11 protein-coding genes are annotated in these 16,909 nt (G+C 48.2%); all 11 read right to left on the bottom strand.

Going from position 1 to position 16,909, the window contains the following annotated elements:
- Window positions 1-19: 19 nt before the first annotated feature.
- On the bottom strand, window positions 20-1,657 hold the full coding sequence (locus V6669_RS01180) for an ABC transporter substrate-binding protein (protein ID WP_338590000.1): 1,638 nt from the start codon (window positions 1,655-1,657) through the stop codon (window positions 20-22).
- Between the two features lie 129 nt (window positions 1,658-1,786).
- The gene (locus V6669_RS01175; RefSeq protein ID WP_082763028.1) at window positions 1,787-2,695 is read right to left on the bottom strand and encodes a carbohydrate ABC transporter permease; all 909 of its coding nucleotides are present in this window, start codon (window positions 2,693-2,695) and stop codon (window positions 1,787-1,789) included.
- 15 nt (window positions 2,696-2,710) lie between these two features.
- Window positions 2,711-3,655: an ABC transporter permease subunit gene (locus V6669_RS01170; protein WP_338594801.1), complete on the bottom strand. Its 945-nt coding sequence runs from the start codon at window positions 3,653-3,655 to the stop codon at window positions 2,711-2,713.
- Between the two features lie 347 nt (window positions 3,656-4,002).
- The gene (locus V6669_RS01165) at window positions 4,003-5,415 is read right to left on the bottom strand and encodes an alpha-L-fucosidase (RefSeq protein WP_338589995.1); all 1,413 of its coding nucleotides are present in this window, start codon (window positions 5,413-5,415) and stop codon (window positions 4,003-4,005) included.
- Window positions 5,416-6,250: 835 nt separating this feature from the next.
- Entirely contained in the window at window positions 6,251-7,309 is a 1,059-nt protein-coding gene (locus V6669_RS01160; protein ID WP_338589993.1) for a Gfo/Idh/MocA family oxidoreductase, read from the bottom strand.
- A gap of 257 nt (window positions 7,310-7,566) precedes the next feature.
- Entirely contained in the window at window positions 7,567-8,433 is an 867-nt protein-coding gene (locus V6669_RS01155; protein WP_338589991.1) for a sugar phosphate isomerase/epimerase, read from the bottom strand.
- Between the two features lie 267 nt (window positions 8,434-8,700).
- Window positions 8,701-10,482 carry a beta-galactosidase gene (locus tag V6669_RS01150; protein WP_338589989.1) on the bottom strand — a complete coding sequence of 594 codons (1,782 nt, stop codon included), beginning with the start codon at window positions 10,480-10,482 and terminating at the stop codon, window positions 8,701-8,703.
- Between the two features lies 1 nt (window position 10,483).
- Entirely contained in the window at window positions 10,484-11,944 is a 1,461-nt protein-coding gene (locus V6669_RS01145) for an alpha-L-fucosidase (RefSeq protein WP_338589987.1), read from the bottom strand.
- Between the two features lie 30 nt (window positions 11,945-11,974).
- Window positions 11,975-12,739, bottom strand: a complete 765-nt coding sequence (locus tag V6669_RS01140; protein WP_338589985.1) for a copper homeostasis protein CutC — start codon at window positions 12,737-12,739, stop codon at window positions 11,975-11,977.
- A gap of 454 nt (window positions 12,740-13,193) precedes the next feature.
- Entirely contained in the window at window positions 13,194-13,385 is a 192-nt protein-coding gene (locus V6669_RS01135) for a hypothetical protein (protein WP_017691199.1), read from the bottom strand.
- Between the two features lie 191 nt (window positions 13,386-13,576).
- Complete coding sequence (locus V6669_RS01130) at window positions 13,577-16,360, bottom strand: glycoside hydrolase family 3 C-terminal domain-containing protein (protein WP_338589981.1); 2,784 nt, start codon at window positions 16,358-16,360, stop codon at window positions 13,577-13,579.
- Window positions 16,361-16,909: the final 549 nt, after the last annotated feature.

The raw sequence follows: 16,909 nt of genomic DNA, 5'->3' as shown, positions 1-16,909 counted from the left end.
TCTATATTGAATCCTTCAATTATTGATTCTTCTCAATGGCACGCTGGTAGATCTCAAGGTAATTACTCAGTCCGAGACCATCGAAGCCTTTGACATACGAATCCCATTCCTTATCAATGCTCTTGCTGCCAATAATGAACTGTGCCATATTTGTCTGCACATAATCCTTGATGGCCGTAGTCAGTTGTGCAGCTGATTCCGTATCCTCTGGACGAATAAATACGTTCGCAGGGTATACTTCTTTGGGGGCATAAGGTTCATACACATTGGTAGCTTGAGCCAGACGTGTACCATAACCCTCTGCTTCTAGAGGATTCTGTCCTTCCGCAAACAGATTACGGAACGTGTTGGATAAGTCATGCGCTCCGATCTGTGACCAGCTCTCGTTCACAACAACGTTCGGATCACGCTCAGGCAGGTTGTAGTAGCTGTATTTGGCCGGCTCGCCATTGATGTTTTTCTCATCGGCATCTGCCTTCTTCCAGCCTTTGCCTTCAGTTGGACCATACTCCGCGTACAGCGCACCTTCTTCACTGAACATGTAGTCTACAATTTTGATGGCGGCAATCTGCTGTGCTTCTGTCGCTTTGTTGGTGATGGCAAACTCAAACTCACCTACGCTCTGCGTGGCGCCTGTCGTCTGCACTCCATCGGGTCCTTTCAATGGAGGAACGATCTCCCAGTGCTGGTGACGGGTGATGTCTTTGTCATAGGTATTCACGAGATAACTGACCAGCGCCGTTGTAATGGAACCGACCACTTCATCGCCTTCCTTGTTCCCCAGCTGTCCAATCGCCTGATCGTTTTGCGTGAAGGAAGCCGGATCAATCAGGCCATCTGCATACAGCTTGTTCATGTACTCCAGCCCTTTCTTCCAGCCTTCCTGATTGGCGGCAAAACTCACCTTGCCATCGTTCACGATCAGGTATTTGTCGTTATCATTGTATATAAAGCTATTCATCAGGTAGGCATCAATGTTGCCATTCCATACATACTTGTTCGGTGCGCCCGTGAGTGGAATCTCGTCCGCTTTCCCGTTACCATTCGGATCTTGTGTCTTAAACGCCTTTAGAACGGTATACAGTTCATCAGTTGTGGTTGGCATTTTCAGACCCAGAATATCGAGCCACTCCGTGTTGATCCAGTATTTCTGTGCATACGTGCAGTGGTAACATTCATTGAAGATTGGCAAAGCATAGATATTGCCATCCGGTGCCGTGATGGCTTCTTTGAAGTATGGCTTCTCTTCCATAATCTTGGTCAGGTTCGGACCATACTCCTTAATCAGATCCTGTAGCGGAAGGAACACGCCCTGTTTTCCATAGGTTTGAAGATCTGAGGTGGTGAACTTGCCGTGAAGAAACACTTCCGGATAATCACCACTGGCTAGCAGCAATTGTCTGCGATCCTGCAAAGCGTCCGTTGGGGCCAGATCCCATTTTAGGGTAACGTCGAACTTGTCTTCGATAAATTGGGTAAATTCATTCTCTTCCATGGACGCTTTGCCTTGCGGAGCAAAGAGGGTCATGGTTACAGGACCGCCGCTCTCCCCGCTACCGTCGCTACTTCCACCCGATTCCTCGGATGAACTGCATGCGGACAACAAAGCCATCGAAGCAAAGACCAGAAACAACATCGAAATCCAAGATTTTCTCAATCTGACTCCTCCTTTTTGTTTATAACGGCAAATTATTGACTTGTACTGCACGTGTATAAAATCGACCCCGGAAGCCGGCGTGTTCCTTCCACCTCCTTTCAAGAGGCAACCGGGCTTAATTCACAAGGATTAACCTTTGAGGGAACCCACCATGACCCCTTTAACAAAATGCTTCTGTACAAATGGATACATGATCAGAATTGGAATACTCGCCACAACGATCAGTGCATATTTCAACACCTGCTCAAACCCTTGGTCCCGCATCTGTTGGCTGGTATTGGCGAGCATCGCCGGATCAGCCGCGTTCAGGATAAGCAGATTGCGAAGCACGTATTGTAGAGGGAACAATTTCTCGGAACGCAGGTAGATCAATGCATCAAAGTACGCATTCCAGTGACCTACGGCATACATGAGTGTCATGACTGCCAGAATGGGCTTTGATAAGGGAAGAACCACGCTGATCAGATACCGGATATCCCGGCAACCATCCATTTCTGCGGCCTCTCCAAGCTCTTCCGGGATGGAAGATTGGAAGAACGTCCTTGCCACGATGACCTGGAACACCGCGAGCGCCCCGGGCAACCACATTGCCCAACGTGTATCCAGCAGGTGTAAGTCCTTCATCAGGAGGTAGGTGGGAATCAGACCACCATCAAAGAACATCGTGATCATCATGAAAATAATGATGGCCCCTCGTCCATAAAACGATTTTCGTGACAAAGGATACGCCAGCATGACGGTCAGCACCACGTTAATGAACGTACCCACCACGGTGTAGATGATCGTGTTATAAAAACCGAGCATAAGCTGTTGGCTTTTGAAAATGGAGATGTACGCCTTAATGTTAAAGTCTACCGGGAACAGCCACACCTGGCCGGATGTCACGGCTCGTGAAGAGCTGAACGAAGAACTGATGATATACAAGAGCGGGTAAAACACCGTTAGCAGTATGGCAAACAGAAAGATGTAGTTAAGTGTCATGAAAATGCGGTCACCGAGCGGGTCCTTGATCCGGTTACGATTAATCAGGTTGAACATGGATAAGCTCCTCCTTTACCACAAGCTGTTCTGGGATACTTTGCGAGATATGCCGTTGACGATAACCAGCAGGATCAGGTTGATAATGGAGTTGAAGAACCCTACTGCCGAGGAGAAGCTGAAATTCGCTCCGATCAGACCCACCTTGTACACATACGTGGAGATGACCTCCGAAGCGCTTGTGTTGAGTGGATTCTGCATCAGGTATATTTTCTCGAAGCCCACGCCCATAATGCTGCCCAGACTCAGAATCAGCATGATAACGGTGACTGGAACAAGTGATGGGAGGTCGATGTGCCATATTTTCCGAAGCCTTGATGCGCCGTCCATCTTCGCTGCTTCATACAGGGATGGGTCAACACCAGCAAGCGCTGCGATATATATGATTGATGAATATCCCATGCCCTGCCACACACCTGACCAGACATAGATCGATTTGAAGTATTGCGGAATGCCCATGAAGTTGGTCATCGGGAAGCCGAGCAGTGTGAACAGCTTATCTACCACGCCCACATGCGGGGAGAGCATTAGAATGATAATGGATACCATGACAACGGTGGAGATAAAATGCGGAGCGTAAGTGACCATCTGCACGGTCTTTTTGAAGTAACCCGTTCGAATCTCATTCAGCGCCAGGGCCAGCAAGATCGGAATCGGGAAACCCGCAATTAAGGAATAAAAACTGATGCCTATCGTGTTTTTGATTAACAGCCAGAAGTTCGGAGATTGGAAGAAGGCTTCAAAGTGTTTGAAACCCACCCAAGGGCTTCCCCAGATTCCTTTGACCACACTGAAGTCCTTGAAGGCGATCTGGACACCCACCATAGGGATGTACTTGAAGATCAACAGATACAACACCGGGGGCAGCACGAGCAGGTAGAGCTCCCAGTGTTTCTTGAGGCTTTTGATGAATGGATGCTGCCGCTTGGGCTCCACATGCTTCCTCTGTTGGAGTTCCATCTTGGCGGGTATGCTTTCCGTAGCTCGACTCATTTGCGTCACTCCTTCTACACCTCAAGTGTAATAATACATTACATTTACATCCCTTAAACATCCTTTTTTCTGTTCCTAGTTCCTTGTTCAACAAATATGATGTAAACATTCATATCAGGTAGCGCTTTCTTGATTTGATAGTACATCGCACGGTAAACTTTTATCAATTTGCAATTTTCTCCGACTTCTCTTTATTCCATAAACCCTTGTCTGACAAGCGATTTCAGGCTGTTTCTGGTGAAAATTATGTTCCTTATGTATGATTAAAAAAATCCCGGAGGCTGTGATATCTCCCCCGGAATTGACATGACGTTCTATGCACTTGTGATCAATCTGAACGTATGTGTAATCGGCACTTCATTGGTTGTAGCGGAATGTGGCAGTTCCACGAGAAGTCCGTCTTCCGTCTGCTGATACGAAAGTACGTCATCGCTACCGATGAGTTCGATCCGCTCTACCTTTTCCAGATAAGGAATGACCAACTGTGGTTGTACGGTCTCATTCTCGTTTCGGTATAAACGGAAGGCATATACGGTGTTGATCTCTTCTTTCTGTGTGAAAGCCCAATCTTTCGTAAAATATGGCCCGCAGATCCGGGTTCCATAGACACCTTCTCCGTGAGTACCCAGCCATTCACCGAGGCCCTTGATGCCTCGAATTGCCCCTTTTGGCAGACGCCCATCGGGTTGTGGTCCCACATTCAGCGCCAGGTTACCACCCTTGGACACGACTTCGAGCAGGATATGTGCCAGCTGTCTTCCTGTTTTATACTGATCATCGAATCCGAAGGCAAAAGAGTTGCCCACGGTAATACAGCTCTCCCATGGAATGTTCATCGGATGTTCCGGTATGGTCTGCTCGGGGGTAACGATATTCTCATACGGCCCACCCACGGTGCGATCTGCGGACAGGAGCCAAGGTTGTGTGGTCTGACGCGCCCGTTCCACGACTTCTCCGAGCCTGATATCCTGACCATGGCGGCCTTCACGCACCCAGCCGGCATCCAGCCACAGACATTCGATCCGTCCGTAATTTGTCAGCAGCTCCATGATCTGCTCATGTGTGAACTCTACGAATTTCTCCCACAGCCACGGATACTTATGGGGATCATACGAAGGGCCGCGCCACATATGACGTCCACGCTCCATGCCCGGTGCCCAGTAATACGGGGTATGCCAGTCCGCTTTGGAGAAATACGCTGAGATGCCGAGTCCTTTGGCCCGAAAAGCGTCAAATAGCGATCGACAAATGTCCGCATACTTATGGGTATGGAAAGGCGTGTCCTTACCCGTAATCCGGTAATCCGTCGTCTTGGTATCCCACATGCAGAAACCGTCATGGTGCTTGGTGGTGAACAGGAAATATTTGAACCCATTATCTGCCGCCATCTGTGCCCATTCCTCAGGCTGGAAACGAATCGGATTGAAAGTTTTGTTCAGATCGAAATATTCCCGCTTGAAGTCTTCCATGTCATCCGTCCAGTCGATGTCATCACGCGACCAATCGCCGTCCTCATCGCTCAGTGCCCAAGATTCCACGAGGCCAAGCTGAGAATACGGCCCCCAGTGCATCATCAGCCCCAGCTTCTGGTCCTTGAACCACTCCAGCCGCTCATTCAGCAGCGGGTCCTCCGGCTTGATCCACTCTTCCTCTTTGCTAAAGTTGTGCACCCCGGCTTCGATAATCTGCTCTTCCTGCTCCAGTACGGTTTCTTTGGTTTCGCTCATCCTGTTTCATCTCCTCTGGATTAGATAAAAGATAAACCTTGCATGTTACGCCTGGTCACTCCGAGTGCAGTACCATCTTTCGATCGCTGTTATCCCCGGATTTCTTTTATTTCACTTTATAATTGTTGGAAATCCGGTGATAAAGGCGAGCGCTTCGCTTCTTCAGATTGGTTCTGCCCTCTCCATTTTGGCGTAAACGGTTCGTTTAACTGTTAAGGGGCGTAGTAACTTTGTATTTTGAGTGCGGTGCCATCTTCAATTACTATGAAACCCTTATTTCCCTCGTTTCTATAGGGAAATTCACGGGCAGAGAGAGTGCGATTCGTTGTTTTGGATTGGTTTTGCACTCTCCGTTTTGGCGTAAACGGTAAGTTTTATAGGATGTGTCTTCAACTTGAGTTTAGGAAGATATACGATGATGGATGTTAGCGTGTTTATAACCTCTTGAAATCCAAGCTGACTGAACTTAGCGAATAGGTAGATGAATTTCTAAGGAACTCAGGGCGTCTTATTTGGTCCTTAGGTCCACTTTTTAAATTGTAAGGAACATCAGACACCTTATTTCCCGAAATTAGCTGATAAAAACGCTGTAAACTGCTCTTTATTCTCATATAGCGTGTGTCAGGTTCCTTAGATTTCGGCTAGCGCTTCGAATCCTTGAATAAGATGCCTCAGATTCGTTAGCACTCGCTCTCTACTCTGCTCCAACCACGAGCGGAGAGGACGAATCCATACCCGCTTCGAGCGGAGCTTTTCATTGGAAGGGAACACTGTGCTCATAACTTCCACCGCCACGGGAGTAGTAAAGTAGAGCATCCCCTTATTGCAATGCCTTTTACAGCGCAATTTCGCGTCCCTGGCGAGCTGATTCATAGATGGCGCAGAGCATTTTCATTACCTCGACGCCATCCTCGACGGGGCTAAGTGTTTCTTTGCGGCCCTGTGTACTATCTATAAAATGGTTGATTTCATTGCGGAATGAGCCCATAAAGTCGAATGATTTGAAATCTACCTGTGGAGTCATGTTCAAAATGGTGTTGAATTTCTCGCCAATAATCGAAATTTCCGGCTCCAACTCGGCACCGCCCTTGTCACCATATAACTTGACCGAAGTCTCATCCGCTTTGGCATGGAGCGTGAAACTGACATCCACGAGCAGGCTCGCGCCGTTCTCGAAACGAATCAGGGCATTCGCCATGTCCTCAACGGTGTTTTGCTCCGCATCATAGTCGGCTGCTTTGTAGAATGACAGATTGTTAATGTTCGAGCGGTTCCCTAAACGGTTGGATACGTTAGCGGAGACCGATTTCACCTTCGGTCTACCCATCAGATACCAGCAAATGTCGATCACATGCACCCCGATATCAATCAGCGGGCCGCCGCCGGAGCGGTTGATATCCGAGAACCAGCCACCGGGATTGCCCAGACGACGCAGACTGGAGGCTTTGGCATAATAGATCTCGCCCAGTTCACCCTCGTCGATGAACTTCTTCAGAATTTGTGCATTGTCGCTATAGCGGCGAACAAAACCAACTTGTAGCAACTTTCCGCTGCGATGGACCGCTTTTTCTACTTCGAGGGCATCCTCCACCGTTTGGCAGAGTGGTTTCTCACATAACACATTTTTGCCTGCGTCCAGAGCAGCAATGCTAATCTCCGCATGGGAGTCGTTCCATGTACAGATGCTGACGGAATGAATCTCGGGCAGTGCGAGTAATTCTTTGTAATCGGTAAACACATGAGGAGCATTATATTGCTTCGCAACTTCTGCGGCACGTTCTGCATTCAGGTCGCAGATGGCGTATATTTCAACGTCTGGATTACTGGCGTAGGCTTGCAAATGGCAATCGGATATTGATCCGGCACCGATGACGGCGACTTTCAATTTGGACATAGTGCTGATTCCCTCCATAAATAAAATAATTGACGTCCAGCGGATAGACGTTCCGGTTGCGAATCGTTCTTCCGATCGCTCTTATCCCCAGATTTCTTCAATCCCCTTTTTTACAAAGGGGAAATCCGGTGATAAAGGCGCACGCTTCGCTTCTTCAGAATCGATTTCGCCCCCTCCACTACTTTTCCTGACTGAACTAACTTTCCGTTTGAGCCATACGTAACTATTCATATTTCATTTAAAACAAGTACTCAGCCCTATGCCTCTTCCCATAGGCGGCGGACGTTATCCATAGCAATGCGTGAGGCGGTTTTGCAATCCTCCATGCCTTCAAATTCAACCGAGATATATCCGTCATACCCGGATTGTTTCAACACACGGAACACCTCGGGCATGTCAATATCGCCATGGCCCACTATGGCACCGCGCAGGTAATTGCCATGCGAGGTTTGGAACCAGCCTTCACCGGGGTTTCGGTACGAAGGTCTCCAGTAGAAGTCTTTGGCGTGCACGATCGACGCGTACGGAATGTTATTTTTTACGGCACTCACCGGATCTTCATCCACGCAGAGGAAATTGCCGACATCCAGTGTGGTCTTGAAGTTACTCCGCGCCGTTTCGTGTAGCAAACGCTGAATTCGCTCACTCGACTGCACATAGTACCCATGGTTCTCCACGCTTGTTGTGATTCCAAAATCCGCTGCATAATCGGCTATCCGCTGACAAGCCTTCACCAGTACCGGCAGGTCGATCTCGAACTGTGCTACGGTTCCCTCTGGTGCAGGGCGGAATGCCACGTCATGACGCATCAGCTTCACTCCTAACGCAGCAGCCACATCCACATGCCGCATCACATTCTGGATCTCTTGCTCCAACGCTTCGGCGTCTTCCTGCACAGCAAAGTTAGCGCCGATAGCATAATTGGAAATATCGATTCCTACCTCTTTTGCCACAGCTTTGATCTCATCAATCAACTCCGGATTATCGATCAGACTGAATCCCATCGGCACAATCTCCACATGTTCTCCGCCCTGATCGGCAATCCAGCGAATGGCATCGGGCACGGTTAATTCTTTACGATCCAATGCTTGTTGCAGACTGTAAGTGCTGAGTCCAACTTTCATTTTCCCTCATCCTCTCCTGTAGGACGTGTCTCAAAACTCACTGAAGTGCATCTTTTACCGCCTTTTCGCCCCCTGCTGCGTCACTTTCCCTTGACGTGCCCCGGCACGCCTGCGGAAAATCTCCTTGCTTGGAACGAAAATTCGGGAAAATCTGCCTCCTTCGGAGTTTTCAGACACGCCCTAGTCGATGTCCATACCCAACGTATACCTTTTTCTGGCGGACACGACAATTATCAATAATCGTTTGGCTCTACTATTTTCCTTTTCCTAGCCCAAATCCGGTGTATCCACAAACGTTACGGCCAGTTCAGCCGTCTGATGAAGCTCGAATACCATGATTTCATTCTCACCTTCACGAAGAAGCGGGGCAGGTACATACAACGTTTTTTGCGGTCCTATATTCCAGTAGCGTCCCAGATTGAATCCGTTTACAAATACAACTCCCTTGGTCCAGTTATCCAGTCGCAGAAAAGTATCTCTTACATCCGTGATCTGAAGATTTCCCCTATAAAAGGCTGGTCCCTGTACTTCATTAATTGTTTCGTTAATTGCTTCGCTAATCACATCGCTGAATTGTAAACCGGACAGATCAGTTAATGGCAGACAATGAATCGTCCAATCATATAAAAATTGAAAGCCATGGCGCACCCCCTCCGTAATCCCCTTCGGATCTCTCAGGTACGGGCCATAGTTGATTCGCCCCATATTTTCAACAAGGATCAATAGTTCTGCGCCCTCTGGCGGTACTTCAAAAGAAATCGATACCGCTGTATTCCCTCGTTCGAGCACGCCCTGAAATTGCCCATCCACAAACACAAGCGCACGATCACAAACCTCCTGAACCACCAGTTCCTGTCGCTCCCTTGGCCCGGAAATTCGGGTTTGATAACAAATAAATCCATAATCTTGACCCAGCTTCTCCATCGGTTCTGGATTCGTACGCTGCACCGGGGCTGATATCCGGTCCAACTGCGCCAGTAATGGCGCCTGCTGGTTCAACTCCACTCGCCCATAGGCGATAGTCCCCTTCGATTTTGGTAGCACAAGCTCACCCAGATCTTCATTGCTATACAGAGCAATAAGATCACGTACGGCATGGAACTTCGCTGTCGGCTCCCCGGATTCACTGAGTAGTGAATCGTAGTCGTAACTTGTAATTGTGGGTTCGTATTGATCCTTCTGCTGACAGTTCGCCCCGTTATAAAATCCAAAGTTTGTTCCCCCGTGGAACATATAAAAGTTAACCGAAGCCCCTGCTCGAAGCATCTCCTCAAACACACCCGCCACATCTGGGGCTTCTCGGGTATGATGCGACTCTCCCCAGTGGTCGAACCAGCCGTTCCAATACTCCATGCACATCAAAGGTTCTTCCGTCTGATATTCACGCAGCTTGGCAAACGCACCTTCCGTTCCTGATCCAAAATTAACCGTAGCCAGATGTCCTGGCACCGATCCCGCTTGCAGCATGTGGTCTGTCGGTCCGTCCGAGGTAAATAACAACACATCCATACCTCGCTCCACCATGCCATCACGTAAATATTGCAGGTAACTCGCGTCATTCCCGAAGCTGCCGTACTCATTTTCAATTTGCATTGCAATGATCGGCCCGCCATGGGTGCTCAGAAGAGGTTTCAATTTGGGCAAAAGCACATCATAATAACGATCCACATTCGCCAGAAATTTTGCATCATTACAACGAAGACGGATATCATCATCAGCAAGCAGCCAGGCAGGTAATCCGCCAAACTCCCACTCAGCACATATATAAGGACTTGGGCGAACAATCACATGCAGACCCACATCTCCCGCAATGCGAATAAAACGTTCCAGATCAGCCATGCCTTCAAAACAATACTGCCCCGGCTGGAGCTCATGAACATTCCACGGCACATACGTTTCTACTGTATTGAAACCGCAGGCTTTTAGCTTGAGTAACCGATCCTCCCAATAGTCGGGGACCACTCTGAAATAATGGATGGCACCCGACAAAATCCGAATAGGCTCGCCATCATACATAAATTGTGAACCTTTATACGTCAGCACCGCCATTTTACACCCCTCCCCGCTCGCTCAGATATATGCCTAACCCGGACAACGTAGGATACCATCTGGATTCATGAATGGTTAATCGCAGCTTTCTCGATGTGACCTGTGGGAAACAGCAAATTCGCTTATACCCCACCACCGTCCCCTTGTAAAACTCTTCCCAACCACCATCTGCTCTCTGCGACTCCAGTGTAAAACGCTCAATCCGTTGGCCTGTCTGGATATGTTCCATCAGCACCACCCGGTCAAACGATCGTTCTTCCTGCAAATCCAGCTCGATCCAAGCCTGCTCCGTTCCTTCGTGAGGACACCAATACGTTTCCCGGCGTTCCGTCAGCACTTCCGATACGGCATGTTGTTCATCCATCGTCTCCGATGCTTTTACCAGCGCCTGCAAGGCGAAATTTTCCTGAAAAATGGTGCGCAGCGAATCTCCCAATTCCTGTAGTCGCTCAACATCCGTTTCGTGAATGAGACCACGCGTATCAGGTGGCAGATTGAGTAAAAAGGTGGCATTGCCCCCCACTGCGCCGTAATAGACGGCGAGCAGTTCTTCCAGTGTTTTGACCTGATCATCTTCACTGGCATGATAGAACCATCCCGGGCGAATTGAGGTATTCACCTCGGCAGGGTACCAGATCAGTTGGTCACCTTGGGAACGAATGACTTCTCGGCTTCCCAAATCACTGTCCTGCGTATTGATCCTTGTGGCAAACTCACCATCATCCACCTGTTGCGATTGCTCCTGAATCTTCTCATTATCCTGCATATGCGCTGGCACAACGCTCCATTCCGAATCACGCGTATGTCCCGCTTCATTGCCACACCAACGTACATCCGGGCCACATACCGAGATGACAGCTTCGGGCTGAAGTTCACGAATAAGCGCATAATAGGTGTCCCAGTTATAGACCTGCCTTTTGCCATTCGGATCCTCACCACATGCACCATCGAACCATACACAGAAGATGTCGCCATAATTCGTGAGTAGCTCGCGCAACTGATGGAGGAAAAACTCGTTATACCTCTCGGAATCTCCATAAGTGGCTTCATGCCGATCCCAAGGAGACAGGTACACGCCAAACTTCAATCCACCCTCACGGCAGGCATCGGCGACTTCCCGAACCAAATCCCCCGTACCGTTCCTCCACGGACTAGCCGCGACCGTATGCGCTGTAAACTGACTTGGCCACAAACAAAATCCATCATGATGCTTACACGTCAAAATCAGCCCCTTCATCCCCGCAGCCTTGCACGCCTGCACCCATTGCGCTGCGCTCAGTTCAGAAGGATTGAAAATCGCCGGGTCTTCCTCCCCAGTGCCCCATTCCTGATCCGTAAATGTATTTACCGTAAAATGAATAAACGCGTAGAACTCCATCTCCTGCCATCTCAGCTGGCGTTCGGATGGGCTGACCTGTGCTGCGGACTTAATCCATTCGGCTGGTTGCAGTTCATAATTCATGGCGTATCACTCCTTTTATTTAGCGCATCCCTATATCATTGGACCACCCTTGCTTGGACCGCTACTCAGTACACTACTGTCCATGAATGGCTGTGATGCAAGCAATAACTGCTGCTTAGCTTCTTCAACCAAATGTGGATCAATGGGATAATTAAAGCTGCCTTTGTACCTCACGCCTGATCCCATATGTATCTCTGTGATACCCGTCTGACTCACTAGCGTTTGAATTCCCTCTATGGTGACCCCCGACCCTGCCATGACAGCGATGTTCAAGGTTTGCCCCAGGTCCTGGAGCTGTTTCAGTTCCAGTATGGCTTCAGGCGCTGTCTGTTTCCCTCCCGATGTAAGCACACGCTCCACGTTTCCCAATGTGTTAATGGCCTTGAGCGCCTCAGTCAGGCTTGTGCTCACATCAATTGCCCGATGAAACGTAACGCCCAAACCCTGTGCTTCGGCCATACATGATTGCAAGGATATGAGGTCGACTTCACCAGCTCCTGTAAGAGCGCCGATCACGATGCCAGCGGCTCCAAGTTCCTTCGCCACGCGCACATCCCGGGTCATGGCGTGGATGTCATCTGTGCTATAGCGGAACGAGCGGCTATGGGGACGGATCATGACATACACCGGAATGGATACCTGGGACACCACATGCTCCATGACGCCATAACTGGGGGTAAGTCCTCCTTCAGACATCGCAGACACTAACTCAATCCGATCGGCCCCTCCCTCCTCAGCTGCTTTGGCATCTGCCGCATCTACAGCAATGACTTCCAATACAGGCTGTCTTTCCATAAGGATCGCTCCCTTCACTTCATCGTAGATTATTCCAGAACCGTTAACCCTTATCGATAGACATCACTCGAACTGCACACAGCCTGATCCATGACATAAAGGACCGACTGAACGCTTCATCAGCGCTCCTGCGGTCCTTCTTCATCATTATTTGACGATGGTCAGCTTCCAGATTGCAATCTGCAAAGGTTGACTGTCCTGAACGATATATGGTTTGTCGGTAATGATCTTCATGATTGGATTCTCCTTTGAGGACCGAATGGGGGAGGCTGGCAAAAAGAGAGCGCAACCGATTTCATCACTTCATCTAATGAATTTTGTTATTTTTGTTATTTATAAAGTTATTATTTATTAGCAATAGTCTAAAACGTTAGGATCAGAACGTCAATACAAAAAAAGACACCCTAAGGGTGTCTTCATGTCTCCGATAAGCTTCTGGTTATCCGAGCTTTTTCTATTTTCTACGCCGAGCCTTCGTCATTCGATTAAACATAATCAGAGCAGCAATAATCATGGCTATCATGGCAATATTACTCGCCACTTCTTGTGATAAACCAAAAAGAACTCCCAGGTTAGTCACCAGGCCTCTTACAATCAGTGCTACCACAACCAGCAGGATTGGACTCAAAAAATTATAATTTCTCATTCTTCGCAACACCCCTGACCCCATTGTTCAGAACTACCAAAATCCCATAACACTATCATAACAGTAGCTATTCCGTGTTACAACAAAGGACACCCGCGTACAGTGTCCTTTGTCATATACCAACGTATTCTGCTTTGGATGACAGAACAACCTTTCGATTGCTCTTATCACCTGATATTTCCGATTATCTTCTACACCTGTTTGAATTCGATCCAGTCAATCTGGAGGCCTGGTTTGGTGAAGTCCAGTTTCAATTCATACAGTCCTGCTTCAAGGTCTACTTTGACAAGTTTCTGTCTGATCCATTTGCCTTCGGTACCATTCGTTTGAATAGTGGTTACCAACTGGTCATTCAGGAGCAGGTTACATGCACTTTGAGCCAGTTCCGGCTCAGGGGACATGATCTGTACAATAATCCGATAATGGCCGGCCTCATCCACTTTCATGTAGACGGGTTCAGCTACCGCAGGTTTCACCTGTGCATTCTCAATTAGATTCTGAGCTTGTACAGCAGATAGAGATGCATTCGCTTGGAAAGAAGCGACGTTCTCCACGATCTCGTGTTTTCTACCGGACACTGGTGCATTCATGATGAACTTGCAGATGTTGATCGCCGAGCGTTGCAGTTCTCCGCGCGTAAGTGTTCCATTTTCCAAGGATTCAATCGTGTTGTCATCCCAGCCATTGATCTCTGCGCCGTAGTTCGGTACAACCATGTAGAGATCATTCTGCGCACGGATCATCCAGTTGGTGTATTTGCGATCAGCTTCTCCACCTTCGGTCACATCATTCATAATCGCCCACCAGTCGGTCATTACAATTCCGTCAAAATTCCATTCGCCACGCAAAATCGTGGTGTTCAGGTCGTAGTTGGATGCCGCCCAGTGTCCGTTAACCGGGTTGTAGGAAGTCATGATGGAGTTTGCTCCGCCTTCTTTTACGGCGATTTCGAACCCTTTCAGGTAAATTTCACGCAGTGCACGTTCGGAGACAACAGCATCTACTTTACTGCGGTGTTTCTCCTGGTTGTTGCAGGCAAAGTGTTTCAGTGTGGCATTGGAACCACCCTTCATAATACCTTTTGTACACGCTGCGGCAAATACACCCGAGATCAGCGGATCTTCGGAGAAGTACTCAAAGTTCCGGCCATTGAGCGGGCTCCGTCGGATATTAAGTCCAGGTCCGAGCAGGGTATCCACCTGATTTCTCAGCAATTCCTGTCCTTCCATCACATACAACTCTTCAACAAGATCCTTGTTCCATGTCGCCGCAAGCAACGTACCAATGGATACCTGTGTTGCCTTCTCGCCACTATCCATACGAATACCGGACGGGCCATCTGCCGTACATGCTACCGGAATACCGTAGTTAAACAGGCTGTCGCTGACACCACCAAATGCAGATGCCGTCCCCGAAGTAACGAGCGGACTGCTCATGCCTTCACCACGAACAATCGCCGCCAGATCCTGATCACTCAGTTGGGCGATGAAGGTTTCCAAACTCACTTTGCCAGCCTTAACGTCACTCAGCTTGTGGCCCTGGTTGCCCGTCTGCTCCAGCGTTTGCGGGAGATTCTGCTCAATCCGATTCGCCATGGATATCTTACGTTTCGGTACTTCTGCATACGTCAGTTCATAAGATCCATCTTCCTTGCGCGTACCTGGTTTCATCCGTGTAAAATCTTCAGTTGGGGCCATCGCTTCTTGCAGTTGCTCCACCAATTGAAGGGATTCAATCACATAGCCATCCTGGCCATCAATGCTGATGTGCTGCACTTGTTTCACACTGGTTCCTACATGCAGTCGGTATGTGCCTTCTTCCAGAACGTATGCTGAAGCATGACCTGTAACACCCGCATCATCGTAAGATGCCATCGCATGGATCGGGAAACTGATCGTCAGAAGTTCTGACTCGCCCGGCTGCAACAATCCTGTTTTGCCAAAAGCCACCAAAGCCTTCACCGGTTGCCCCAGTTTGCCTTGTGGTGCTTCATAATAGACTTGCACAACCTCTTTGCCCGCATATGTTGTACCTGAGTTGGTCACATTTACACGAACTTCGATGTAGGTTTCGCCGTCTTTGGATACGGATTTCGCTTCTTCATGCTGGGCCAAAAACGTCGTATAAGACAGGCCGTAACCGAATTCAAACTGAACACGCTCAGGTCGAAACGTTTCGAAATAACGATAACCTACATAGATATCTTCCTGATACAGGTTCTTGAACTCATTGCCATAGTTGCTTGTCGAAGGATAATCTTCGATGGAATATGCAATCGTATCTGTCAGTTTACCGCTTGGTGTAACGTCTCCCGCCAGCACATCAGCAATCGCGTTACCACCCTCCATACCGCCATGCCAGGAGTAAATTACACCTTGGATCGGATGTAGATACGTTTCGTTTAACCAGCTCATATCGATGATATTCGAGACATTCAGCACAACGATTGTGTGTTCAAACTGCGAAGTAACTTGCTTCAACATCGCTTTCTCATCTTCTGTCAGCTGGTAACTTCCTGGTGCATCCGCATTATCCTGGTCTTCTCCAGCTGTACGTCCAATTACAATAATGGCTTTGCTAGACTTGCTTCTGGCTTGTGCAACCAGTTCATCCGTCAAAGGCATCTCTTTTTGATTCCATGGCTCGGCAGCCCATACTTTTCCGCCGTCATCAAATGGATTTTCCTCAATCCATTTCTCATAGACAGCTGCCAGTTCTTCATTAACAGTAATATTCTTTTTGCTGCGCAAACCATCCAACAGATTTGTTGTGTAGGCCACATGAACACTACCGCCTGAACCCGTACCGCTGCGATAATAATTGACTTGAATCCGACCAAAAACTGAAACGTTTTCGCTTTCACGAAGTGGAAGCACTTGGCCTTCATTTCTGAGTAAAACGGCTCCTTCAGCGGCAACCGTACGACTAAACTCTGCAAACCCTTCCAATGGAACTCCGATTTGATGTGTGCTCAATGATTTCCCTCCTGATTGTCATCCCCATACCTACGAACGAATAAGACCATTCAATATGATCTGGTAGATTCACTTGTACATAGTCTCATATTAACAGATTCTATAGAAGAAATTAAATTAGATTTGTGCTTTTGAGAAGAAATTACTCTAACGTCAAAAGTTGCAGATACAATTACGCGGTTCCACGATGTAAGAACACGCTCATTCAATCAATTATTCGTTAAGAATACAATGATTCAAGGATAATATTTAGGGAATTATTTTCGATATACGTATGGATAATATCTCCCATTTTGTTGAACTAAAAGGCTATTGTGGTATACTAGTGATATCAACAAATTAGGAGCGTACTGTGCTCACCAGGGTTGCAACCCTTGGTTCCACTCCGCAGTGGACTTTAAATAAGATGCGGAATAGAGTAATTAGTTGCATAACACACGGTAATACGGAATATACTATATTTGGACCCCTAGGGTCACTGGGGAAGGCGACCCCTAGTTCCACTCCGCGGTGGACTTTAAATAAGACGCGGAACAGAGCTTTTAGTCG

The organism is Paenibacillus sp. Y5S-9, from assembly GCF_036894235.1.
Lineage (GTDB): Bacteria > Bacillota > Bacilli > Paenibacillales > Paenibacillaceae > Paenibacillus.
Note: the sequence above shows the minus strand (reverse complement) of the source record. Positions and strands in the feature narration are given on the sequence as shown.